The following is a 22,797-nucleotide window of genomic DNA, read 5'->3' as shown; positions in this document are numbered from 1 at the left end:
ATAGCTCCTCACTTCTTATCTTCTGTTTTACACAATATATCCCCATTTTAACTGCTCTATTTTGTCTGCATTTTACCATTTGGACAGTTGACACTTTTCTCTCTCAGTGGTATTATTCTTTCATAATTATTCATCAAGTTGTGAGGTTTTCGTATTTTTATTCTATGTGTGCCCGCGATTTGAGAGAAGGAAAGGTGAAACAGATGAAAAGCAGTACCCACGCGCCCAAAAAGTGGCTGTCCCTGATTCTGGCGCTGGCCATGTGCCTGTCGCTGGTGTCCCTGCCCGCCGCTGCGGCGGAGACAGAGGCCAGCTCCGCCCCCGCCGCAACCTTTGTCAATACCACTGAGGACGGCGGCGACAATGCCATCTCCCTCACCGCCGAGCGGACCTTCAAAGTCATGCTGCCGGTGGACATGACCCTGGACCAGGCCAAGGCCGCCGCCGCTGAGGCTGTGTGGTCCCTGGTGCCCGATGAAACCCAGGACTACCTGGACGACGCCCTGTTCCCCAACCAGACCGAGGGCGGCGCCCTGGACACCTGGATGTGCAAGGATGGGGAGACCCCCTTCTTCACCAATCTGGTCTCCTCCGCCGAAGAGGCTGACGGCCAGGTGTATGTGACCCTGACCTTTGCCAACACCTGCTACTTCCTGGACGACTTCAGCGTACCTCACGTCAACGGCGGCTACTACATGGACGTGTGCGGCTACTTCAACCTGACCGCCCAGGCCGGCAATGAGACTCTGGGCGCTGTGGGCGTGAAGATCGCCCCCTACGACCAGTTCCACACCATGAGCGAGGTCTACGAGGCCATCGACGAGATGGTGGCCTTTGCCGCCGAGAACACCGACCTGTACGTGGAGAAGTTCTCCATGGGCATGAGCCAGGGCGACAACGGCATGACCAGTCTGGATATGCCCTACCTTATCGTGGCCAAGGACAAGGCCGCCGTGGAAAAGTGGAAGGAGATTAAGGAGGAGGCCGAGAGCGACCCCACCGGCCTCATCGCCAAGATTGAGAACGGCACTCTGGGCGACTATCAGGTGCCCGTGATGTACTCCAACGTCCACGCCAACGAGGTGGCCGCCAGCGACGGCGTCACCGCCTTTGCCTGGATGCTCCTCAACGCCGCCGCCGGCGACGGCACCATCGACTACGACAAGCTCACCGGCTTCACCGCCGAAGGTGAGGCCGAGCTGGCCGCCCAGATGGGCCCCGAGGGCGAGGCCGGTTCCGTGGCCGTGCCCGACCTGGTGTCCGACACCGCCACCTACCTGGGCTACATCAAGGGCAAGAACGCCGACGGCACCACCGCCGACATCTCCACCGTGGTGGATCTGGAGAAGTACTATACCATCGAGACCGAGGCCGTCAACGTGGACGACCTGCTCAGCGACGTGTTCTTCATTCTGGTGCCCGAGGAGAACGTGGAGGGCCGCACCTATCTGACCCGCACCTCCTCCGGCGGCTTTGACCTGAACCGGGACAATTCCTTCCAGACCCAGGCTGAGACTCAGAACATGACCGCCCTCATCGCCGAGTGGAACCCTGTCAGCTTTGCCGAGTTCCACGGCCGGGTGGAGACCTTCCAGTGCGAGCCCTGCGATCCCCCTCACGAGCCCAACTTTGAGTACGACCTGCTGGCCGAGCATCTGATGACCGGCGGCGAGGCCCTTGGCATTGCCGCTGTGGCCAACAACGACGGCCACAACAGCTATGTTACCCCCCAGCGCGACTATCTGAGCTACACCGGCGAAGTCAACGCCGACGGCAGCTACCAGACCCAGTGGTACGACCCCTGGGACGACATGTCCACCAGCTACACCCCCCAGTACGCCATGCTCCACGGCACTGTCTCCTACACCGTTGAGGTCCCCGCCTACGACGACTACATGGTCACCGCCCTGGCCTACGGCCAGCTGGGCCAGAGCGACTACATTGCCCAGAACAAGGACAGCTACCTGCTCTGCCAGACCAAGATCTTCGAGCGCGGCGTGACCAACGCCAACTCCGATGCCTATGACCTGGTGGGCCAGTGGTTCTGCGACCAGTACGATGTAGAGGGCGCCGAAGCTGACCTGTTCCGTCCCGAGTACGACGGCGAGGGCCAGAACGGCAACTTCTATCCCGAGTGCTACATCATCCCTCTGGACGGCGCCAACCAGAGCAATCTCCAGGCTGCCGACGACATGCTCACCTATCTCACCCGCAACGGCGTTGAGATCATGGTGGCCGGCAAGGCCTTCACCTACAACGGCGTGGAGTATCCCGCCGGCACCGCCGTGGTCTCCATGTACCAGGCCAAGCGGAGCGTGGCCAACGGCGTGCTCTACGACGGCACCGTCATCACCGGGTGGCCCGTGCTCTACTCCGAGGGCATCACTGCGTTCAACTATACCCGCGGCTTTGACATGGTCACCTGCGCCGAGCCCGCCGCCTATGAGGCCATCGCCGCCGCCTGCTCCGTCTCCGACGACTGGACTGTGTCCTCCGCCTTTACCGGCGTGACCGGCGAGAAGGTCATCCTGTCCAACGCCTCCGAGGATTCCACCTCCGCCGTCAACGACCTGCTGCGGGCCGGCAAGACCGTGGCCATGATCATCTCCGGCGAGGACAAGGGCTCCTTCCTGTGCGACTACGCCGACTGGCAGACTGTCTCCCAGACCTACCTGCTCACCGGCAAGGGCGTGGCCGCTGCCGACGCCCCCCTGTCCCTGACCATCACCAAGGCCCCCGTCATCTACATCTCCGGCAAGCCCGCCGACAACAGCACCGGCTTTGTCAAGAGCACCCTGGTCAGCGGCGCCGCCCAGTACAACTATGACCGGCAGTCCATGGAGCTGCTGGGCTTCACCGTCACCGACAACGCCGCTGAGGCTGACCTCATCATCGGCGCCGCCGCTCTGGACGACCAGGCCCTGGCCGCCGTCAAGTCCGGCACCCCCTACATCGGCTACGGCTCCAACGCCATGCGCTCCGCCGTGTCTCTCTTTGCCGAGGGACAGCTGGTCCGGGAGACCGTGGACCGCTCCGCCATGGACGCTCTGGCCTATGTGACCTATCCCACCGACAGCCTGGTGACCGCCAGCTATGTGGCCGAGGGCGACGACGTCCTCTACGGCTACGGCGCGGGTTACTTCTCCGCCATCCCCGACGGTGCCCAGGTGCTGGTGCAGCTGGACGGCTCCAGGGAACTGCTGGAGGGCTTCCTGCCCAGCACCGGCGAGCATTATGCCGACTTCCTGGACAACTCCATCCAGGCCATTGAGTACCACGGCAGCGGCCTGAACCTGGTTCTCTTTGCCAACACTCTGACCAACAAGGTCCACCAGCGGGATGAGTTCAACTTCATCAGCAACACCGCCTTTGCCAGCCTGCTGGGCGGCATCTGCACCGGCAGCGCTGACAGCGGCGACAACGCCAAGGCTCTGGCCGCCGCCAAGTACACCGACGTGAATACCGGCGACTGGTTTGCTGAGGCCGTGGGCAGCGCCACCGCCCAGGACCTGCTCCAGGGCAACGGCAAGGGCGCCTTCCTCCCCCTGAGCACCACTGACCGCAGCGCGCTGGCCATGGTTCTGTACCGGATGGCCGGCTCCCCCGAGGCTGTGTCTGCCGGCTTCTCCGACGTGGCCGACGGCGTCTGGTACGCCGACGCCGTCAACTGGGCCGCCTCCGCCGGCGTGGTCCAGGGCAGCAACGGCTCCTTCTACCCCACCGCCGCCCTCACCCGGGAGCAGGCCGTGGTCATGCTGTACAACTACGCCGCCTCCCTGGGGCTGGATGTAAGCGGCAGAGCCGACCTGAGCGCCTACACCGACACTGCTGACATCTCCGGCTACGCCGCCGACGCCATGGCCTGGGCCGTGGAGGCCGGGTTGGTCGCCGGCACCGGCACGGGAGACACACTCTCCCCCAAAGCCACCGCCACCCGGGCTGAGCTGGCCGTTCTGATTCTCCGGGCCGCCGACCTCTTCGCCACCGCGGAGGCCTGAAACCCATAATAAAAACCGCGCCTGTCAGATGACAGGCGCGGTTTTTTGCAGCTTTATAAGAAATAGAGGTCAGTTTTCCTTCCCCTTTTCATCTTCAGCGGCCTTTCTGGCCTGAATGGCCGCCTCCCTGCGAGCCATGTTCTCCTCCAGGCTCTTATCCGGCCGGTCGTTGATCTCCAGGCTCTCCAGAATCAGCCAGGCACGCAGATCCTCAATGCCGTCCTCGGTCATGGGGAACTCCTCCACCTCCTCGATAACGGAAAACTCCCTGCTCCAGGGTCCCTCCCAGGTCTCGGCTATCAGCACCTGCTTTTCTGTTCCGTCCTCGCCGGTCTCAGTGGTCGGGGTCACCTGATAGCGCAGCTTGCCGTCGCTGGCAATCCAGATATTCTCATTTTGAAAGTGAGACAGTACCGGCAGGAACATCCCTTCCATCCCGCTCTCCTCCTTACAGGCCGCTCATGGCCCTGCATTTTCATAACAGCCCCATTATAACATCCTGTCTTTCCCTCGACAAGGGCGTTGAGACGTGATATGATCATCCAGCCGAAGGTTTTCCGGCCGTTTTATTTCGCTTTTATTTCCCGAAAGGATGTGTACACATGCGCTATGCAGTTTTGTATTCCAGCGGCACCGGCAACACCGAGCAGGTGGCCCGCGCCATCTATGCCGCCCTCCCCGCCGGCGAGGCCCGGCTGGAGTCCGTGGGGCCGGACACCGCCGTCCCTGGGGAGGAGGTGCTGTTCCTGGGCTTCTGGACGGACAAGGGCGTCTGCCCCCCGGACGTGCAGAAGCTGCTTGCCAAACTGTCCGGCAAGCAGGTAGCCCTCTTCGGCACCGCCGGCTTCGGCGGCAGCCCGGCCTACTTTGACGCCATTCTCCAGCGGACCCAGGCCCTGCTCCCCGCCGGCAACACCGTGCTGGGCGGCTGGATGTGCCAGGGCAAGATGCCTGCCGCCGTCCGTGCCCGGTACGAGGCCATGGCCGCCAAGACCCCGGGAGATCCCAAAGTTGCCAGCTTCCTGGCCAATTTTGACCAGGCCCTCTCCCACCCTGACCAGGCGGACCTGTCCGCCGCGGCGGACTTTGCCAGGAATATGGCCGCCAAGGCCCAGGGCTGAGCCCCTTTCCCCTCTGCCTGACACGCTCCGGTTAAACGCCGGGGCGTGTTTTTGTCCGTTCATCAAAATTTTTCTGCGCTGTATAGAACCGGACAGAATTCCATATCCTCTGTGTTAGAAATCAACCACGGAGGAACTGCCATATGAACCACAGAAAAAAGCTCCTTGCGGCGGCGCTGGCCGCTGTCCTTCTGGCGCCTTCCGTCCCCACGGCCCAGGCGGCGTCCAGCGCGCCCACAGTCAACTGCGGCGCGGCGGTGCTGATGGAGAAGGAGACCGGCACCATTCTCTATGAACAGAATTCCCACGACAAGCTGGAGCCCGCCAGCGTGACGAAGATCATGACACTGCTGCTGGTGATGGAAGCCATTGACAGCGGCCGCATCTCCCCGGACCAGATGGTGACCATGTCGGCCCACGCAGTGTCCATGGGCGGCAGCCAGATCTGGCTGAAGGAGGGGGAGCAGATGACAGTCCGCGACCTGCTGAAGGCAGTGGCCGTCGTGTCCGCCAACGACGGCGCCGTGGCCCTGGCCGAGCTGGTGGCGGGCAGCGAGGAGGGCTTTGTATCACTGATGAACCAGCGGGCCGCTGAGCTGGGTATGGCAGACACCACCTTTGTCAACTGCACCGGCCTGCCTGCCGCCGGGCATCTGACCTCTGCCCACGACATCGCTCTCATGAGCAGGGAGCTGATTCTCAGCCACCCCTCCATCCGGGAGTACACCACTATCTGGATGGACTCTCTGCGGGACGGCGCCTTTCAGCTCACCAACACCAACAAGCTCATCCGCTTCTACGACGGCGCCACAGGTCTGAAAACCGGCTCTACCGACTCCGCCCTCTACTGCCTCTCCGCCACAGCGGAGCGGGGCGGCATGGAGCTCATCGCCGTGGTGCTCAAAGCCCCCACCTCCCAGGACCGGTTTGACGCCGCCCGCGCCCTGCTGGACTACGGCTTTGCCAACTACACCCTGATGGATGTCTACCCAGACCAGGCCCTGCCCCCCATCGACGTACTTCTGGGCGAGGCGGACTGCGTTCAGCCCGTGCTGTCTCAGTCCAGCCGTATTCTGGTGGACAAGGCCCAGCTCAACGGCGTGACCTCCCAGATCAGCCTGTGCGAGAACGTGGAGGCCCCGGTGGAGGCCGGGCAGAAGCTGGGCGAGATGGTGGTGACCGTGGACGGTCAGGTTCTCCAGACTATCCCCATTGTAGCGGAGCGGGCCGTGGCGCGGCTCACAGTGCCCGGCATCTTCCTCCGCTTCCTGAACCGGCTGTTTATGGCCGGGTAAGTTCTTCCAACTGCGCCGTTTTGGATCCGCGCCGGAGAAAATCCGGCGCGGATCTGTTTTTTTGCAAAAGCCCTTGACATATTCCCATTGCTGTGGTAGTATTTACCCAACGGATAGTTAGCATTAGCTAACGATTTCCGCTGTGCAGTCATTCTGTTTCCCCATCTCAAGCCGGAGCAGAGCGGTCCCTCTCCCGCTCCCCTCCAGCCCCTCCTTTGGACTGTGATTCAGCACACAGCCTTCTCTGAACATGTGAAAGCGCCCGGACTGCTCGGTCCGGGCGCTTTCCTGTTTGGATTCACTTCTGCTCCAGCACAAAGCGGGCCAGAGCCTCCTTGCGGGGTAAGGTATCCATCATTGTGTCGGTGACGCCGCAGGACATGCCCATGGCTTCGATCTCTCCGGCCAGATTCCGGTCGGCGTTGTCGATGACCATGCGGCTCACCAGACCCTGGTACACCCGGGCCACGCCCACCGGGGACACAGGCTGGCCGAACTGCTCCAGCAGCCGGGCGGCAGGGCCCTTGATAGCCTTTCCGCCCACAATGGGGCTGACGGCAATCACCGGGCACTTGGCCTTCTCCAAAGCCTGCCGGATGCCGGGCACGGCCAGGATGGCGCCGATGCTGATGTAGGGGTTGCTGGGGGCCAGCACAATGCGCTCGGCGGTCTCCAGGGCTTCCAGGACGCCGGGGGCCGGCTTTGCCTTCTCCGCGCCTACAAAACGGATTTTCTCAATGTCCACCTGCCAGCGGTGCTTCACCATATACTCCTGGAAGGGCAGATCTCCCAGAGGCGTATCAAACCGGGTCTCCAGGCGCTGGTCTGTGGCGGGCAGCACGGTGAGGGGCAGGCCGTTGAGCCGGGTCAGCTCTTCCGTCACCCGGCTCAGGGGCCACCCCTCCTTCAGCCGCATGGTGCGGTGGAGATGAGTGGCCAGATCCTGATCCCCCAGGTTGAACCAGCAGGGGTGGCCCAGTTTCTTCAGGGCCTCCAGCACCTGGAAAGTGTCCCCCTCTAATCCCCAGCCGGTCTTGGGATTGATGCGTCCGGCCAGGGTGTAGAGGACAATGTCGATGTCAGGACACACATAGAGGCCGTAGAACTCGGTGTCGTCTCCCACGTTGGAGATGACGGTGATATCGGCCGGGTCCATCACCCGGCACAGGCCAGAGAGGAAGCGGGAGCCCCCCACTCCGCCGGAAAACACAACGGTAGCCATACAGTTCAGCTCTTTTCTCTTAAATTACAAGAATGTCAGGTAATCCTCGGGGCGCACCGGGGACTTGTCCTTGGGCGCGCTGCCCGGGGCGGGATAACCCAGGGTGAGCAGGCAGCGGGGCCGCCATTGGGCAGGGTCCATGCCGCAGGCGGCGCAGGCCTCCATGGGGCAGAACAAGGGCGCCGCGAACCAGCACATCCCCAGCCCCAGGCTGTGGGCGGCCAGCAGCATCTGGCCGCAGGCCAGGGCGCCGCTCTGAATCTCCAGCACTTCCTCCAGCCCGCCCGTCCGGTCCAGGGGATTGGCGGGCAGCCTCACAGGCGCAAAGGCCAGGATGAGCACCGGCGCGGCCCGGAAAATCCGCTGAGAGCGGGTCAGCCGGTCTTTCACCGTCTCAGGGGGCAGGCCGGCGGCCTCCATGTCCTGACGGAAGGGGGCGGCCAGGCCGGAGAGCAGCCTCTCTTTGCCCCCGGCCGTAGATACCACAGCGAAGTGCCAGGGGCGGCTGTCATGGGCGGAGGGCGCCAGCAGTCCGGCCTCCAGCACGGCCCGCACCTTCTCTTCCTCTATGAGACGGGTGTCGTACTCCCGCACAGACCGGCGGGAGCGGATCAGATCCAGCATCTCGTTCATGTCAGTACCCCTTTACCGAAACAGATCCCGCTCGGCGGGCATAATCAGCTCCGAGGCCGCTCCGTCCCCCTGATACGGATATCCCCGCACCACCACAGCCGGAATTCCCTCCGCCTTGCCCCGGACCAGCTCGGCAGCGGAGGCCAGCTCGTCTGCGTGGGCCAGGCTGGTGCGGGACATGAGCCTCCCGTCGGCATCCTTCTCCCCCCGGTAGTCCCGGAGGGGAGCCAGGCCGGCCGCCCCCACCGCCAGGTCAGTCTGACCCACCCGCCAGGTCCGGCCAAAGGTGTCGGAGACAATCACCGCCACAGTCTTTCCCGTCTTGTCCAGGAAGTCCTGCCTCAGGCGGCGGGCCGAGGCGTCCGGGTCCTTGGGCAGGGCCACCAGGCGTCCCTCGCCTCCGGCGTTGGAGGCGTCCACCCCGGCATTCGCCAGCACAAAGCCGTGCCGGGTACGGGAAATCACAACGCCCGGCGCCATGCGGACGATATCGGCACTCTCCCGCAGCACCAGCTCGCAGTACCAGGGGTCGTGGCCGGTCCGCTCCGCCAGGGTATGGGCAAAGGGGGAGGGCGGCAGCTCCTCCCGGGTGTACACGTTCCCCTCTGTCTTGGACACCGCCTTGGAGGAGATCACCACCACGTCGCCGTCCTCCAGAGAAAAGCGCTCTGCAATCAGTCCGGCCAGATCGTCCCCCCGGTTCAGGGCGCCGATGCCCTCAACAGCAAACAGCTCCAGTTTATTCACGGCCGCTCCCCACTCTCTCGCTGCGCCGGGCCACCAGACGGCTCAGAGGCCGGCCGGCCAGGAAGTATATAACAGAGTTGAGCACGCCCTTGAGCAGATTGAAGGGCAGAATGGCCGGGATCATCATGGCCATCACCGCGTCGGGCATCAGTCCCAGCTCCAGGCGGAGCACCACCAGGTTGATGGGGATCATGGCCAGAGTGGCCAGCACAGTGCCAAGGGCACAGCCCGCCGCAGAGGCCTTGACACTGCCGCCCCCACGCCGCATGACCAGCACTGCCGGAATCATAAAGATGATGTTGGCCAGAAAGTCGCTGGTCACACCGAAAATATTGCCCGCGCCGGTGATGAAATAGAGGAAGCCCTTGATAAAGCAGGAGAGCACGCCGCAGGCGGGCCCCAGCAGCGCGCCCGACAAAAGCAGCAGGAACCCGCTGGGATCATACTTCAGGAACGTTGCAGCGGGGATCACAGGAATGCTCACCAGCAGCATAATCAGAAAGGCCAGCGTCCCCAGCAGCGTGGCGAGAATATCTTTTTTCAGTCTGGAATTCACAGGGAATTTCCTCCTTCTTTTACGATTCTGTCGCAGGCAGGGCGGAAGAGCTCCCGCTCCGGCTTCCGCTTCAGGGGCGCCGAACCGGTTTCCGCCGGGGTATAGGCGTACCCCCGGATCAGTACGGCGGGCACCGACTCGTCAGCCTGACCCATGCACAGCGTGGCGGCGGCGCACAGCTCGTCGGCCACCGCTTCCCGGCTCACATTAAGACGATGTCCAAAGCGGTCGGTACGTCCTACATAGTTTTTCACGGCCTCCAGGCCGCAGCAGCCCACGGCAATGCCAATGATGCCCTCCCGAAGGGAACGGCCGTGAGTATCGCTGATCAGGATCGGCATGGACACCCCCGTCCGCTCCCTCAGCGCTTCACGCAATTTTCTGGCGCTCTCATCCGGGTCCAGCGGCAGCAGAATGGCCTGGCCCTCAGGGGCATTGGAGTGGTCAATGGCCGCGTTGGCACAGGTCCACCCCAGCCGATGGCGGCTCATCAGGATTCCGCGGTCGCGGTAAGGATAGACCTGCTCGGACTCATCCAGGATCAGCTGGGTCAGCTCAGGCGTATGGCCGGTCTCCTCCGCCAGGCGCACCGCCTCAGCCCCGGGCTTCACCTCCGCCATATTCACCACCCGGCCTTCCGCTTTGGACACCACCTTGTGGGCCACCACCAGCAGGTCACCCTGCTCCGGCATCACACCGTCCGCCCTCATAGCCCTCCAGATATGCTCCGCCAGGTTGTCTCCCGGCTCCACCTCGCAAATTCCGGTAAGAGGAATCAAGGAAATTCCGCTCATACCGCCCCTCCTCTTCTGTAAAACACTGTATAAACGGGCTTTTTCCGTCTTTCAGTGTAACAGTGTGATAAAACTGCCTTTCAATAAAATAGCACAGCATTTCCTGAGGGTCAAACCATTTCTCTCAATTTTTTGTATTATTTTTCCATTTTCAAGGTTTTTAGAAAAGGATTTCACCCATTTGTCTAGAAAGATTGTCTCACTATATTGACAATTCTTTTTTATTATGTTAAAAAAATATTATCTTAAAATATCAGAAAGCACACTATTCTTGAGGAAGTATGCAATCCCCTTCAACCGGCACAAATTCCGTGCAAGAGTCGCTGTGCTTCTTTTTGCATCCTTCTGTTTAACACTGCAATGTAAAAAAGGACAGGTTATCAATTATGGAAGTCAACCCCATTTTGAAACGGTATATTCCCCTGGTGGACTATATCGGGCAGGTGTTTGGCGAAAACTGTGAGGTCATCCTCCACGACTTAACCAACCTGGAGCACTCCATTGTAGCCATCGCCAACAACCACATTACCGGGCGCGAGGTGGGCGGACACATCACCGACTTTGGCCTGGAGGTGGTCCACGACCCCCGCTATCAGGACAAGGATTTTGTGGTCAGCTACGCCGGCACTACGCCTGACGGAAAGCGAAGCCTCAAGTCCTCCACCTTTTTCATCCGGGATAACGACGGGGTAACGGTAGGGCTCTTTTGCATCAACTTTGACATTACGGACTGGCTGGCCGCCCAGCGGCTTATTGAGGCATTCACCGTTCTCCGGGACGACCCTGACGCGCCGCCCAAGGAGCCGGCACCCCAGGTGTCCAGCGTGGAGACCTTCTCCTCCTCGGTGGACGACACCCTTTTCCACGCCATTGACCGGGTGCTCAGCGGGTTTGACGTGGCGCCCAACCGGCTCACCACGGATGAAAAGCGTCAGGCTGTGGACAGCATGCAGGCCAGAGGCATCTTTGCCCTGAAGGGGGCGGTGTCCCTGGTCGCCAAAAAGCTGGACGTCTCTGAGCAGACTGTATACCGCTATCTGAGAGAGAGTCAGAACAGTGACCGGGGATAAATTATACCCACCCCGGAAAAGGGGAATTGCATTGACCGCGCTTGTTATTCCTGTCAAGCGGCTTTTCCAGGCCAAGACCCGGCTGGCCGGCGTCTGTACGCCCGGCCAGCGGCAGAGTCTGTGCCTGGATATGCTGCGCCATATGCTCCGCACTGCCGAAGCATGCTCCCTGCTGGATCTGTCCGCCGTGGTCTCTCCCGATGAGCAGTTAAGGGCGCTGCTGGCCCTGGAATTTCCCGCCGTGCGCTTTCTCCCCGACCCGGGCGACCTAAATCAGGCGGCCATGACCGCCTCCCGCACGCTGGCGTCGGAGGGATTCTCCACCATGCTCTTTGCCCTGGGCGATCTGCCCCTGCTCACTTCGGAGGAGTTGGACCAGGCCCTGCTCGCGGGGCAAGAGCACCCCTTGGTTCTTCTGCCTGATCGCCATGGCAAAGGCACCAACGGCATAATTCTCTCCCCTCCGGATCTGCTTCCCTCCTTCTCCTTTGGAGCGGACAGCCTTGCCGCCCACAAGGCCGCTGCCGCGGCTGTGGGCCTCACTCCGGCAGTGCTCCATATACCCGGTTTCGCCTGGGATGTGGACACGCCGGACGATCTGATTTCCGTCCGCAGCGGAGCACATCTGCTCCAGGCCGGCAGAAAATAAACGAGAAGCAACCACGTTTTTTTACTAATATAAGGAGGAACTGTTATGAAGGCGAATTTTGGTTTGGGTATTGCCACCGGTACCGAGGGTCTGATGTACCCCATCCCCTACTCCTCTGTCCGCGATGTGGTGGATCTGTCCATCTACGCGGAGAAGCTGGGCTTCCACTCCGTGTGGGGCAACGACCACATCACCAGCCAGGACTATGTCCGCGAGCAGTTTGGCCAGGCGCCCCGGTACTACTCTCCCCTGATCACCCTGGCCGCTGTCGCTGAGCGCACCACAACGCTGAAGATTGCCACCGCCCTGCTGGTCATCCCCTTCCGCAATCCTCTGGTCATGGCCAAGGAGATTGCCACTCTGGACCACCTGTCCGGCGGACGCCTGCTGCTGGGCGTCGGTCTGGGCGCTTACCGCGAGGAGTTCGAGGCCGAGTTCGGCGACAAGGCCCACGAGATGGTTCGGGGCGAGATGCTGGACGAGTCCCTGGACATCATGCACAAGCTGTTCACCCAGGACAACGTGACCGTGAAGGGCAAGTACTTCGACATCAAGAATGGTCAGAGCTTCCCCCACCCCGTCCAGGATCCCTTTGCCTTCTACTTCGGCGGCAACTCCTCCAACAGCTACCGCCGCGTGGCCAAGTGGGGCACCGGCTGGCTGCCCGCCCTGCTGACCCCCACCGAGGTCAAGAGCGGCGTGGCCGCCCTGAAGGAGGCCTGCGACGCCGTGGGCCGCGACGTGTCCACCATTGATATCGCCCCCCAGCTCTCCGTCTCCATCGCCAAGACCCACGAGGAGGCCATCGAGCGCTGGGAGAAGTCTCAGATTTACCGCCACAGCTGCTCTCTGGGCAAGTCCACCATGAAGGGCAAGGACGCCACCAACTACATGGAGCGCAACCTCATCGGCTCTGTGGACGAGGTCAAGGCCCAGGTGGAGCGCTACATGGAGGCCGGTGTCACCACCTTCTCCGCCCTCATCTTCGCCGACAGCACTCTGGAGGAGACCCGGGATCACATGCAGTTCTTCTCCGAGGAGATCATCTCCAAGTACGGCAAGTAAGTCTGCCGCCTGAATCCGCTGACCGAGGGGAGCCCTCCCCTTGGAACCGGCCCGGCGGAAAGCCGCCGGGCCGGTTCCTCCCCATTGAATGGGCAATTAACCTTCAAATCATGGAAGGAAGCGTATCAAAATGACTCTGTCCGAATTCCGCGCCGCGCGGCTCACTCAGGCCGCCCGGGATGCCGGCGCCGACCTGCTGGTGGCCTCTCTGCCCGCCAACGTGCTGTATGTCTCCGGTTATCACAACATCAACCTGGGCGTGCTCCAGCGCACTGAGAGCTATGCCCTGTTCCGCCCCTCCGACGGCCACGTGAGCGTTGTGGGCTCCATTGCAGAGCTGCCCAGCATCGTGGAGGAAATGGGCATGGACGCCGACCTGTACTGTTACGGCGGCTTCCGCTTTGCCGGTGTGGAGGGGAACCCTCTCACCGAACTGCTGGCCAAGACCCAGAAGGAGCGCAACTTCGGCGACATGATCAGCGCCCTTGTGGCCGCAATCAAAGCCTCCGGCGCCAAGCGTGTGGCCTTCGACGAGAGCCGCTGCTGCGTGACCAACTGGAACGCAGTGCTGGCCGCCTGCCCTGACATTGCGTTCTTCCCCGGCTCTGATGTGTTCATGCAGGCCCGGCTGGTGAAGCACGAGGATGAGATCGCCGGCCTGGAGCGCTCCGCTGAGATTGCCGAGGCCGCCCTGGCAGCCGCCCTGAAGAACTTCAAGGTCGGCATGACCGAGCTGGACCTGGAGCGGGCCTATCTGGCCGAGCTGACCAAGTATGATGCCCAGCCCCTGTTCTTCGTGGCCACCATCGGCCACCGGGCCGCCTACTCCGACACCAAGAATACCGATCTGGCCGCCAAAAAGGGCGATATGATCCGCTTTGACTTCGGCTGCGTCTGGAACGGGTACAACTCCGACCTGGCCCGCACCGCCGTTATGGGACAGCCCGACGAAAAGACCGCCACCTACTTTGAGGCGGTCCGCCGCGGCACCCACGACGCCATCGCCGCCATCAAGCCCGGCATAACCGCCGAGGAGATCTTCGACATCGCTATGAAAGTCACCCGCGAAAACGGCATTCCCCATTACGAGCGCCATCACTGCGGCCACGGCATCGGCGTGGAGTGCTACGACCTGCCCTCCGTGGCTCCCGGGGATAAGACCGTGCTGGTGCCCGGCATGACTCTGAACGTGGAGACCCCCTACTATGAGCTGGGCTGGGGCGGCGTGCAGATGGAGAACACTGTGGTGGTCACTGAGGACGGCTGCCGCTATCTGGACAAGGGCGGCGACGCTCTTATTGTGCTGGAGGTATAAGAGATGAGCTATTTTAAAGGTGTAAAGTGCATCCGCTGCGGCCGTCCCCTGGGGGACGACCCCTTCTACGAAGGCTGCCCCGCCTGTAAGGCGAAGGGCGTGGGCGTCAACTTCACCACCACCTACGAGCTGACCGGCGCCAAGCTGCCCGGACAGAACGGCCAGCCCGGCCTGTTCCGGTGGCGCGAGTTCTATCCCCTCTCCGACGACGCCGTGCCTGTCAGTATCGGCGAGGGCAACACTCCCCTGCTCAAGCTGGAGCGTCTGGGGGAAAAACTGGGCATTGAGAACCTCTATGTAAAGGACGAGTCCCGCAACCCCACTATGTCCTATAAGGACCGTCTGTGCTCTGTCATCATCACCAAGGCCCGCCACGACGGCGTGCCTGCGGTGACCATGGCTTCCACCGGCAACCACGGCGCTGCCGCCGCCGCCTACGCCGCCGCCGCCGGGATGCCCTGCGTCATCTTCACCATTCCCGAGGTGCCCGACACCATGAAGACCCTCATGCAGGCCTACGGCGCCAAGGTCATCGTCACGCCCACCTCTCTGGACCGCTGGACCATTATGGGCCAGTGCGTGCGTCAGCTGGGCTGGATGCCGGTCAGCGGCTTCATGTCCCCCGCTATCGGCAGCAACTGCTACGGCATTGACGGCTACAAGTCCATCGCTTTTGAGATTTACGAGCAGCTGGGCAACTCCGCGCCCGATTTCATCGCCGTGCCCGCCTGCTACTCCGACGGTCTGTACGGCACCTACAAGGGCATGGCCGACCTGGTTGAGATGGGCTACCTGGAAAAGACCCCCAAGTTTGTGGGCGCCGAGGTGTTCGGCTCCATGGAGAAGACCCTGGCCGACGGGGCGGAGAACCCGGAGGTGGTGCCCGCCGAGTGGTCCATCTCCTTCTCCATCGCCAACGGCCAGTGCACCTGGCAGGGCCTGGAGGCCGTGCGCAAGTCCGGCGGTTATGCCCGCTCCTCCAACGACAAGGAGACCATGGACATGCAGCTCCTGCTGGCCTCCACCGAGGGCATTTACGCCGAGGCCAGTTCCGTCACCAGCCTGGTGGCCCTGGCCAAGCTGGCCAAGGAGGGTAAGATTGCCCCCGGCCAGAAGGCTGTGGCTGTCCTTACCTCCACCGGCCTGAAGGATCCCGCCACCACCCGGGAGCATCTGCCCGCCGTGCCCACCATCAACCCCACCATGGACGAGCTTCGCGCCGCCCTGAAGGACTCCTACGGCGTGACCATCTGACCGGCGCGTCCTGTTTTCCGAGGAGGAATGACACAATGAAAATTTCCATTATCGGCGCCACCGGGGACATGGGCTACGGCCTGGCCCTCCGGCTTATTATGGCCGGCCATGATGTGTGCATCGGCTCCCGCCAGGCTGAGAAGGCCCGGGAGGCCGCCCAGCGGGCCAAGGAGGCCACCGGCAGGGACAACGTTATCGGCATGGCCAATCCCGACGCCTGCCGCCGTGCTGAGCTGGTGGTCATCTCCGTGCCCTCTGCCGGCCACCGGACCACTCTGGAGACTCTGAAGGAGGACATCGGCACCACCCCCGTGCTGGACATCACCATCCCTCTGGCCATCAAGCCCATCCGCTTTGCGCCCCCTGCCGAGGGCTCCAATGCGCAGGAGACCAAGGCCATTCTGGGCGAGAACTCCCGTGTTGCCACCGGCTTTCACACCATTGCCGGCGAAATGCTGGCTGACATCGCCAACCCGGTGGAGGGCGATCTGCTGGTGGCGGGCGACGACAACGAGCTCATCGACATGATCCTGGAGCTGGGCCGTGAGATGGGACTGCGTGGCTTCAACGCCGGCCGCCTCCACCACGCCGTCACTCTGGAGAGCCTGACTCCCATGCTCATCGGCATGAACCGCCGGTATGGCAAGCGCCACATCGGCATCCGTATTGCAGGCGTATAACCCCTTTCTACTGTTATATCGCGCTCCGCGGGGCAGCGTTCCCGGCTCCGGCCGGCGCTGTCCCGCGGATATCGTACCTTATTTTATTTATGGAGGCTTGTTAATATGAGCAAGACTGTTCTCTCCACCCAGCAGGCGCCCGCCGCCATCGGCCCCTACTCCCAGGGCATCGCCGCCGGCGACCTGGTATTTACCTCCGGCCAGCTGCCCATCGACCCCGCTACCGGCGTGATGCCCGCCACCATTGAGGAGCAGGCCCGCCAGTCCCTGAAGAACGTCTCCGCCGTGCTGGAGGCCGCCGGCTCCTCTCTGGACAAGGCCGTGAAGGTCACCGTGTTTATGGCGGACATGAACGACTTCGCCGCCGTCAACGAGGTCTACAAGACCTTCTTCACCGGCGACTGCCCCGCCCGCAGCGCGGTGCAGGTGGCCCGCCTGCCCAAGGACGCAGGCATTGAGATCGAGGCCATCGCCCTTCGGTAACCCGCTTTCCACAGCAGACCGCCCCCGGTGCACTTTACGCGTGCATCAGGGGCGTTTTTTAACGCCAAGAGGCGGCCCATACCGTTGTATGGGCCGCCTCTTTTTCCACATATTCCGCTTACTTTGTGTATTTCTCAATCCACGCGGTAATCTCGTTGAGCCGGCGCATGCGGTGCTTGGGGCGGCCCGAGCGGCTGAGCTCGTGGTTCTCGCCCTTGAAGATGCACATCCGGGTGGGGATACCACGGTCCACCATGGAGGTGTAGATCTGCAATCCCTCAGCCAGAGGGCAGCGGTAGTCCTCGTCGGAGTGGATGAACAGAGTTGGGGTCTGGATGTTGGCTGCATACTTCATGGGGGACACGTTCCACATCTTGTCGGCCCCCTCAAAGATGGTGGTGTTCATCTGGTCCACGTTGAAGTTGTAGCCCAGGTCGGAGTAGCCGTAGAAGCTCAGCCAGTTGGAGATGGACCGCTGGGAGGCGGCGCAGGCAAAGCGGTGGTTGTGCGTGATGATCCAGTTGGTCATATAGCCGCCGTAGGAGCCGCCGGTGACCGCCAGGCGGGACTGGTCAATCTGGGGATACTTGGCCAGCACGGTGTCCACAAAGGCCATCAGGCTGTCATAGTCCACGGTGGCGTACTTGCCCCGCATGAACATAAAGTCGTTGCCCCGGCCGTCGGAGCCCACCGGATTGCAGAAGAACACAAAGTAGCCCCGGCTGGCCCAGGCCTGCATCTCGTGGTAGAAGGTCTCGCCGAAGGCCACCTTGGGGCCGCCGTGGATATCCAGAATACCGGGATAGGACTTGGAGGGATCGTAGTCGATGGGCTTGAGAACCCAGCCGTCCAGGTCGTAGTCCTGGAACTGGAAGGGCACCCGCTCACACTCGGCCACATACTTGCCGGAGAGAATCTCAGTGTTGAAGCCGCTGACCTTGCGGCGGTTTCCTCCGCTCTTGTCAAAGGCATACAGGTCCTGGAGGGTGCCGTCGTACAGGCAGACCGCCAGGATATCCCCCTCCTCCTCACACAGGTCAAAGTCGTCCACAGACCCCTCCTCCCGGATGACCGGGGTGCGGGCGCCATTCTCATCCATTTTCATGAGCCAGACCGAGTTGCGGATGGTGGCCAGATAATAGATCTCGTCGCCGCAGACCTTGGCCAGGCGGGTGCGTCCCAGGCGGCAGTCGCTGCCGATGGCCGGATGGAGGGAGTCGGGGTTGTCGGAGAAGAGAGTAACCGCTCCGGTGCTCAGATCCATCTGGTAGAACATGGGATTCTCATTGTAGCCGTACCGCTCCTGGGTGCCGCCGGCAAAGACCACCTTGCCCTTATAGCCCACCATGTACTCGATCTGGTACTCTGCGCCGCCGTACTTACACACAGCCTCCCCCTGAGCAGGGTCGCAGACGTAGATCTTCTGGCGGTAGAGCATCTTGGTCTCAATGGCCTCGGCGCAGTAGCACACCTTGCCGTCCACCATGGTCCAGGCGTTGACCTCCTCATTGGGGGCGCTCAGGCGGCGCACCTCCAGGGTGTTCCGGTCCACCAGGAAAATGGCGTTGCGGATTTTATTGATATATCCCATACCGTTAAAGCGGAAGGGCAGCTCGTCGATAACCTGGAAGTCGGACTCCTCTTTCCAGTACTTCTCGGTCTCCCGCCGGGCCTGCTCCGTCATGGCGTAGTAGTCGGGGCAGTTGACGTCGATTTTGCCCATGGCCACAAAGTGGTTCTCGTCTGCCACCGCCAGCTCGGTGACGGTAAACGGCAGCTCAAAGGCCCGGAGGGCCTCGCCTCCGTCAATGCCGATGCGGTAGAACACAGTGAACTGCTCCCCATCCGCCCGGCGCTTCTTATCGGCGTCGGTGCGCAGGTCGGGGAACAGAATGTGCTTCCCGTCCTCCCAGCACAGGTTGGTCTCGTCGCCAGCTGCGGTGAGCTGGGTCTGCCTGCCGTCCCGGTGGAGCCAGATGTGGGTGTCATAGCCATTCTTGTCCAGGTTGGCCTGCTTCACCAGGACAGCGGCGGCGCCGCCGCCAGGGGCCCAGGTCAGGCCGGACAGATAGCGGTACTGGAGAAAGTCTTTGAGTTCCAAGGGTTTCATGTGTCTCTCCTCCTAAATAGAATATTATAGAGAAAAAGAGACGAGAGCTCCCTTTCCTGTCATGCCGGGAGCTCTCATCTCTAGCGGTTTCAGACTCAGTTGTAGAGGTGACAGCTGACATAGTGCCCCGGAGAGACCTCCTTAAACTCAGGCCGCTCCTCCCGGCAGATAGCCTTGCACTGGGAGCATCGCTCGTGGAAGGGGCAGCCCTTGGGCGGGTTGGCCGGGTTGGGCACGTCGCCCTGGAGGACGATGCGCTGCTTGGTCAGGTGGGGGTTGGGGATGGGGATGGCGCTGGTAAGGGCCTGGGTATAGGGATGGAGCTTGTGGGCAAACAGCTCCTCCGACTCGGCCATCTCCACAATATGGCCCAGATACATGACGGCCACGCGGTCGCTGATGTACTTGACCACGGAAAGATCATGGGAGATAAACAGATAGGACAGCTTCAGCTCGCGCTGGAGTTCCCGCAGCAGGTTGAGCACCTGGGACTGGATGGACACATCCAGGGCGGACACAGGCTCGTCACAGACGATGAACTCCGGGTTCAGCGAGATGGCGCGGGCAATGCCAATGCGCTGGCGCTGGCCGCCGGAAAACTCGTGGGGGAACTTGGTGGCGTGGAAGGCAGGCAGGCCCACCTTTTCCATCAGCTCCAGCACCTTCTCCTTAATCTCGGCGTCAGTCATGTTGGTGTGCTGCTTGAGGGGCTCGGCCAGGGTGCGGTCGATGGTGTACCGGGGATCCAGGGAGGACAGGGGGTCCTGGAATACAATCTGCATCCGGCTGCGGAACTTGCGCATCTCCTCAGGCTTGAGCTTGCACACGTCCACGCCGTCAAAGACCACACTGCCTTCCGTAGGCTCCACCAGGCGCAGGACGGACCGACCCATGGTGGACTTGCCGCAGCCGGACTCGCCCACTACGCCTAAGGTCTCGCACCGGTTGACGAAGAAGGAGACGTCGTCCACGGCCTTGACGTGGCCCACAACCTTATTGAAGAACCCTTTCCGGATGGGAAAATAGGTCTTCAGGTGGTCCACCTTGAGAAGAACCTCTTTCTCTTCAGGCATTGGGATTTCCCTCCTTGTAACGGAAGCAGCGGCAGGTATGTCCGCCGCCGATATCGTAGAGCTCGGGTTTGCTGGCCTCGCACTCAGGGGTGGCGTAGGGGCAGCGGGGGGCGAAGCGGCAGCCCTTTGGCATGGCATAGGGCGGGGGCACAGTACCCTCAATGGTATCCAGGACCTCACGGTCCTCGTTGATGTTGGGGATGCACTTGAGCAGGCCCTGGGTATAGGGATGGCTGGGGTGGTCAAAGAGCTCGTTGACCTCCGCCATCTCCACCACATAGCCGGCGTACATGACGATGACCCGGTCGCACACCTCGGCCACCACGCCCATGTTGTGGGTAATCATCAGGATGGCGGTGTTGTACTCCTCCTTCAGCTTGCCCATCAGCTCCAGGATCTGGGCCTGGATGGTCACGTCCAGGGCGGTGGTGGGCTCATCGGCGATGAGGAGCTTAGGATTGCAGGACAGGCCCATAGCGATCATGACCCGCTGAAGCATACCGCCGGAGAGCTCGTGGGGATAGCTGCGGACAATCTGCTCCGGACGGGAGACACCCACGTCCTTGAGCAGGTCAATGGACTTCTGCCAGGCGTCCTTCTTGTTCATGCCCATATGGTAACGCAGCACTTCCGAAAGCTGATAACCGATGGTGTAAACCGGATTCAGGGAAGTCATGGGCTCCTGAAAGATCATGGCCATATCCCGCCCGTGGAGGGAAAGCAGTTCCTTTTGGGACAGCTTGAGCATATCCTTGCCGTCGAAGAGAATCTCGCCGCCCACCACCTGGCCCACACCCTTGGGCAGCAGCTGCATGATGGACAGGGCGGTCACACTCTTGCCGCAGCCGGATTCTCCCACAATGCCAAGGGTCTCGCCCGGATACAGCTCCAGATCGACGCCGTCCACTGCGCGGACCCGGCTGTCGACTGTCTTGAACTCTGTGCAGAGTCCTTTTACTTTTAAAATCGGTTCGTCCAACTTTATCACCTTTCGCAAATATTGCGTCTCTCCCGTGGCGCGGGAGGGGCGGCTGCCCTCCGGGGGGAACGCTCCCCCCGGAGGATCCGCCTTGTTTGGCCGCGCTCAGCCCTTGCTCAGGTACTCGAAGCGCAGGGTCAGGTCGGGGTAGAAAACATAGCCGGAGATATTGTCCCGGGCGCAGTAGGCGAAATCGTACTGGTACAGCTCCACGTTGGGGCAGTCCTCGGCGAAGATGTACTGCATCTCCTCGTAGATAGCCAGGCGCTCCTCCTCAGTCTCGGCCGACTCGGCCTGATAGTAGAGCGCGTCGAACTCGGGGTTGCTGTAGTTGTTGTAGTTATAGGCCGCGTCGCTGACATACTCGTTGTTGACCAAATAGCCGGGGTCGCCGATGAAGGGGTTGAACCGGTTGAGGAACAGCTGGGTGGTCTTGTTCGCCACATCGGTCAGGAAGGTGGCCCGGTCAATCTCTTCGATGTTCATGGTGATGTTGATTTCCGCCAGGGCGGCCTGGATGGTGATGGCGGTGTCCTTCCAGTCGGTGAAGCCGTTGCCCAGGGTCAGGGTGCACTCAAAGCCTTCGGGATAGCCGGCCTGGGCCAGCAGCTCCTTGGCCTTCTCGGGGTCGTAGGGATAGCAGGTGTTCTCGTCGCTGATGTGGCCGGTGACGTTGTCGGGCAGCATGGAGGTGGTGCGGGTGGCGTTGCCGAACATGACGTCGTTGACCAGGGTGTCGTAGGGGATGGCGTAGGCGATGGCGCGGCGGACCAGGACGTCGTCAAAGGGCTCCACGTTCAGGTTCATGGACAGGTACAGGTGCATGTTGGAGGGGTTCTTGACCACCTGGATGCCGTCCATCTCGGCCACGGTGTTGATGTTCTTGTCGTCCAGGTTCAGGGCCACGTCCACGTCGCCGTTCTCCAGCAGCATCTGCCGGTTGGAGGGCTCCTGCACCAGCTGCCAGGTAACGTTTTGTTCTGGGCCGCGCGCTTGTCGCCCCAGTAGTCGTCCCGGGCGGTGAGCACCACGGAGTTGGTGATGTCGTAGGTGGTGATCTCATAGGGGCCGGAGCCGGCGATGTGGGTGGTCAGGTAGTCGGGGTCCTCGGCCATGCCCGCCTCGGCCTCGTCCTGGTTGACGATGCAGAAGGGGTAGGTCTCCAGCAGGCGCAGGAACATGTGGCAGCGCTGGCTCAGGGTAAAGACCACAGTCTCATCGTCGGGGGCCTGCATGTCAATAATGTTCGTCAGGCCGAAGAGGAAGCTGGAGTTGGCGGTATCTCTGGCATGCTCAAAGGACCAGATAACGTCGCTGGCCAGCACCTTGTCGCCGTTGGCAAAGGTGGCGTTGGGATCCAGGTAGAAGGTCCAGGTCAGCTGGTCGTCGCTGGTCTCCCAGCGCTCGGCGATGACGCCCTCCAGGTTGGCGGTGTCCGCCACAGCATTGCCGTTTTCATCCGTGGTGGTGGTGTACTGCACCAGGCGATCATAGGCGGCATACTGGAAGGCGGAGGTGGTGCCGTCAGTCTGCTCCCAGGGGTTCAGGGTGTTGCCCAGAGAGGCTGCGGCCACGACAATATTGTTGCCAGAGGAGGCGGAAGGATTACTGCTGTCAGAGGGATTACTGCTGGCAGTAGAATTCACGCTGGGGGACGTGCCGGGGTTGTTGGCGTTCTCTGCACAGGCGCCCAGGGCCAGGACCATGGATCCGCACAGCAGAAACGCAGCGAGACGCTTCCATGTCTTCATTC

The 22,797-nt window shown here is 61.9% G+C and carries 21 protein-coding genes; 10 read left to right on the top strand and 11 right to left on the bottom strand.

What is annotated here, in order from left to right; genetic code table 11:
- The first annotated feature begins 203 nt into the window (after nucleotides 1-203).
- Entirely contained in the window at nucleotides 204-3,998 is a 3,795-nt protein-coding gene (locus Q0K06_RS00625; protein ID WP_294547259.1) for a M14 family metallopeptidase, read from the top strand.
- Between the two features lie 69 nt (nucleotides 3,999-4,067).
- Here the strand turns inward: Q0K06_RS00625 and Q0K06_RS00620 are convergent, their stop codons facing one another.
- Entirely contained in the window at nucleotides 4,068-4,433 is a 366-nt protein-coding gene (locus tag Q0K06_RS00620) for a hypothetical protein (protein ID WP_294547202.1), read from the bottom strand.
- 167 nt (nucleotides 4,434-4,600) lie between these two features.
- On the opposite strand from Q0K06_RS00620, the gene bilS reads away from it, so the two are divergent.
- Together bilS and Q0K06_RS00610 are read left to right on the top strand one after the other, a co-directional pair.
- A complete protein-coding gene (bilS, locus tag Q0K06_RS00615; protein ID WP_294547199.1) occupies nucleotides 4,601-5,119 on the top strand; it encodes a flavodoxin family protein BilS in 519 nt (172 codons plus the stop codon).
- Nucleotides 5,120-5,262: 143 nt separating this feature from the next.
- Complete coding sequence (locus tag Q0K06_RS00610; protein ID WP_294547197.1) at nucleotides 5,263-6,414, top strand: D-alanyl-D-alanine carboxypeptidase family protein; 1,152 nt, start codon at nucleotides 5,263-5,265, stop codon at nucleotides 6,412-6,414.
- Between the two features lie 298 nt (nucleotides 6,415-6,712).
- Here the strand turns inward: Q0K06_RS00610 and cofD are convergent, their stop codons facing one another.
- From cofD to cofE (Q0K06_RS00585), 5 genes are read right to left on the bottom strand one after another with little or no spacing between them, the layout of a single operon-like run.
- A complete protein-coding gene (gene cofD, locus Q0K06_RS00605; RefSeq protein WP_294547195.1) occupies nucleotides 6,713-7,636 on the bottom strand; it encodes a 2-phospho-L-lactate transferase in 924 nt (307 codons plus the stop codon).
- A gap of 24 nt (nucleotides 7,637-7,660) precedes the next feature.
- Nucleotides 7,661-8,269, bottom strand: a complete 609-nt coding sequence (locus tag Q0K06_RS00600; RefSeq protein ID WP_294547193.1) for a nitroreductase family protein — start codon at nucleotides 8,267-8,269, stop codon at nucleotides 7,661-7,663.
- A gap of 12 nt (nucleotides 8,270-8,281) precedes the next feature.
- On the bottom strand, nucleotides 8,282-9,016 hold the full coding sequence (gene cofE, locus Q0K06_RS00595) for a coenzyme F420-0:L-glutamate ligase (RefSeq protein WP_294547191.1): 735 nt from the start codon (nucleotides 9,014-9,016) through the stop codon (nucleotides 8,282-8,284).
- Nucleotides 9,009-9,572: an ECF transporter S component gene (locus Q0K06_RS00590; RefSeq protein WP_294547189.1), complete on the bottom strand. Its 564-nt coding sequence runs from the start codon at nucleotides 9,570-9,572 to the stop codon at nucleotides 9,009-9,011. Before Q0K06_RS00590 ends, cofE (Q0K06_RS00595) begins: the two co-directional genes overlap by 8 nt.
- Nucleotides 9,569-10,366: a coenzyme F420-0:L-glutamate ligase gene (cofE, locus tag Q0K06_RS00585; RefSeq protein WP_294547188.1), complete on the bottom strand. Its 798-nt coding sequence runs from the start codon at nucleotides 10,364-10,366 to the stop codon at nucleotides 9,569-9,571. Before cofE (Q0K06_RS00585) ends, Q0K06_RS00590 begins: the two co-directional genes overlap by 4 nt.
- A gap of 404 nt (nucleotides 10,367-10,770) precedes the next feature.
- On the opposite strand from cofE (Q0K06_RS00585), the gene Q0K06_RS00580 reads away from it, so the two are divergent.
- The 7 genes from Q0K06_RS00580 (at nucleotide 10,771) to Q0K06_RS00550 (ending at nucleotide 16,882) form a co-directional block, all read left to right on the top strand.
- Nucleotides 10,771-11,436 (top strand): PAS domain-containing protein, encoded by a 666-nt coding sequence (locus Q0K06_RS00580; protein ID WP_294547187.1) that lies wholly within the window; start codon nucleotides 10,771-10,773, stop codon nucleotides 11,434-11,436.
- Between the two features lie 31 nt (nucleotides 11,437-11,467).
- Nucleotides 11,468-12,085 (top strand): 2-phospho-L-lactate guanylyltransferase, encoded by a 618-nt coding sequence (gene cofC / locus Q0K06_RS00575; RefSeq protein WP_294547185.1) that lies wholly within the window; start codon nucleotides 11,468-11,470, stop codon nucleotides 12,083-12,085.
- Between the two features lie 45 nt (nucleotides 12,086-12,130).
- Nucleotides 12,131-13,150: an LLM class flavin-dependent oxidoreductase gene (locus Q0K06_RS00570; RefSeq protein ID WP_294547183.1), complete on the top strand. Its 1,020-nt coding sequence runs from the start codon at nucleotides 12,131-12,133 to the stop codon at nucleotides 13,148-13,150.
- Between the two features lie 130 nt (nucleotides 13,151-13,280).
- The gene (locus Q0K06_RS00565; protein ID WP_294547181.1) at nucleotides 13,281-14,465 is read left to right on the top strand and encodes a Xaa-Pro peptidase family protein; all 1,185 of its coding nucleotides are present in this window, start codon (nucleotides 13,281-13,283) and stop codon (nucleotides 14,463-14,465) included.
- Nucleotides 14,466-14,468: 3 nt separating this feature from the next.
- On the top strand, nucleotides 14,469-15,719 hold the full coding sequence (locus tag Q0K06_RS00560) for a pyridoxal-phosphate dependent enzyme (RefSeq protein WP_294547179.1): 1,251 nt from the start codon (nucleotides 14,469-14,471) through the stop codon (nucleotides 15,717-15,719).
- A 35-nt stretch (nucleotides 15,720-15,754) separates the two neighbouring features.
- Nucleotides 15,755-16,399 (top strand): NADPH-dependent F420 reductase, encoded by a 645-nt coding sequence (npdG, locus tag Q0K06_RS00555; protein WP_365924101.1) that lies wholly within the window; start codon nucleotides 15,755-15,757, stop codon nucleotides 16,397-16,399.
- Nucleotides 16,400-16,504: 105 nt separating this feature from the next.
- Nucleotides 16,505-16,882 (top strand): RidA family protein, encoded by a 378-nt coding sequence (locus Q0K06_RS00550; RefSeq protein WP_294547177.1) that lies wholly within the window; start codon nucleotides 16,505-16,507, stop codon nucleotides 16,880-16,882.
- 118 nt (nucleotides 16,883-17,000) lie between these two features.
- Here Q0K06_RS00550 and Q0K06_RS00545 read toward each other — a convergent pair whose 3' ends face one another.
- The 5 genes from Q0K06_RS00545 to Q0K06_RS00525 form a co-directional block, all read right to left on the bottom strand.
- A complete protein-coding gene (locus Q0K06_RS00545) occupies nucleotides 17,001-18,992 on the bottom strand; it encodes a S9 family peptidase (protein ID WP_294547175.1) in 1,992 nt (663 codons plus the stop codon).
- Nucleotides 18,993-19,087: 95 nt separating this feature from the next.
- Entirely contained in the window at nucleotides 19,088-20,065 is a 978-nt protein-coding gene (locus tag Q0K06_RS00540) for a dipeptide ABC transporter ATP-binding protein (RefSeq protein WP_294547173.1), read from the bottom strand.
- Nucleotides 20,058-21,053, bottom strand: a complete 996-nt coding sequence (locus Q0K06_RS00535) for an ABC transporter ATP-binding protein (protein WP_294547255.1) — start codon at nucleotides 21,051-21,053, stop codon at nucleotides 20,058-20,060. Before Q0K06_RS00535 ends, Q0K06_RS00540 begins: the two co-directional genes overlap by 8 nt.
- Before the next feature lie 96 nt (nucleotides 21,054-21,149).
- Nucleotides 21,150-21,977, bottom strand: coding sequence for an ABC transporter substrate-binding protein (locus tag Q0K06_RS00530; protein ID WP_294547170.1), 828 nt, complete (start codon nucleotides 21,975-21,977; stop codon nucleotides 21,150-21,152).
- Nucleotides 21,941-22,795 carry an ABC transporter substrate-binding protein gene (locus Q0K06_RS00525; RefSeq protein ID WP_294547167.1) on the bottom strand — a complete coding sequence of 285 codons (855 nt, stop codon included), beginning with the start codon at nucleotides 22,793-22,795 and terminating at the stop codon, nucleotides 21,941-21,943. The genes Q0K06_RS00530 and Q0K06_RS00525 overlap by 37 nt, the downstream gene beginning before the upstream one ends.
- Between the last annotated feature and the right edge of the window lie 2 nt (nucleotides 22,796-22,797).

Source organism: uncultured Pseudoflavonifractor sp. (genome assembly GCF_944387805.1).
Classification (GTDB): Bacteria; Bacillota; Clostridia; order Oscillospirales; family Oscillospiraceae; genus Pseudoflavonifractor.
This window is presented reverse-complemented; position numbering and strand designations above follow the sequence as displayed.

Bases quoted from the DNA above. Each gene is read 5' to 3' on its own strand.
- npdG (WP_365924101.1), top strand. From the start codon at position 15,755: ATGAAAATTTCCATTATCGGCGCCACCGGGGACATGGGCTACGGCCTG.
- Q0K06_RS00525 (WP_294547167.1), bottom strand. From the start codon at position 22,795: ATGAAGACATGGAAGCGTCTCGCTGCGTTTCTGCTGTGCGGATCCATG.
- Q0K06_RS00540 (WP_294547173.1), bottom strand. From the start codon at position 20,065: ATGCCTGAAGAGAAAGAGGTTCTTCTCAAGGTGGACCACCTGAAGACC.
- Q0K06_RS00625 (WP_294547259.1), top strand. From the start codon at position 204: ATGAAAAGCAGTACCCACGCGCCCAAAAAGTGGCTGTCCCTGATTCTG.
- Q0K06_RS00560 (WP_294547179.1), top strand. From the start codon at position 14,469: ATGAGCTATTTTAAAGGTGTAAAGTGCATCCGCTGCGGCCGTCCCCTG.
- Q0K06_RS00550 (WP_294547177.1), top strand. From the start codon at position 16,505: ATGAGCAAGACTGTTCTCTCCACCCAGCAGGCGCCCGCCGCCATCGGC.
- Q0K06_RS00565 (WP_294547181.1), top strand. From the start codon at position 13,281: ATGACTCTGTCCGAATTCCGCGCCGCGCGGCTCACTCAGGCCGCCCGG.
- Q0K06_RS00530 (WP_294547170.1), bottom strand. From the start codon at position 21,977: ATGCTGCTGGAGAACGGCGACGTGGACGTGGCCCTGAACCTGGACGAC.
- Q0K06_RS00570 (WP_294547183.1), top strand. From the start codon at position 12,131: ATGAAGGCGAATTTTGGTTTGGGTATTGCCACCGGTACCGAGGGTCTG.
- Q0K06_RS00620 (WP_294547202.1), bottom strand. From the start codon at position 4,433: ATGGAAGGGATGTTCCTGCCGGTACTGTCTCACTTTCAAAATGAGAAT.
- cofD (WP_294547195.1), bottom strand. From the start codon at position 7,636: ATGGCTACCGTTGTGTTTTCCGGCGGAGTGGGGGGCTCCCGCTTCCTC.
- bilS (WP_294547199.1), top strand. From the start codon at position 4,601: ATGCGCTATGCAGTTTTGTATTCCAGCGGCACCGGCAACACCGAGCAG.
- Q0K06_RS00610 (WP_294547197.1), top strand. From the start codon at position 5,263: ATGAACCACAGAAAAAAGCTCCTTGCGGCGGCGCTGGCCGCTGTCCTT.
- Q0K06_RS00600 (WP_294547193.1), bottom strand. From the start codon at position 8,269: ATGAACGAGATGCTGGATCTGATCCGCTCCCGCCGGTCTGTGCGGGAG.
- cofE (WP_294547188.1), bottom strand. From the start codon at position 10,366: ATGAGCGGAATTTCCTTGATTCCTCTTACCGGAATTTGCGAGGTGGAG.
- Q0K06_RS00545 (WP_294547175.1), bottom strand. From the start codon at position 18,992: ATGAAACCCTTGGAACTCAAAGACTTTCTCCAGTACCGCTATCTGTCC.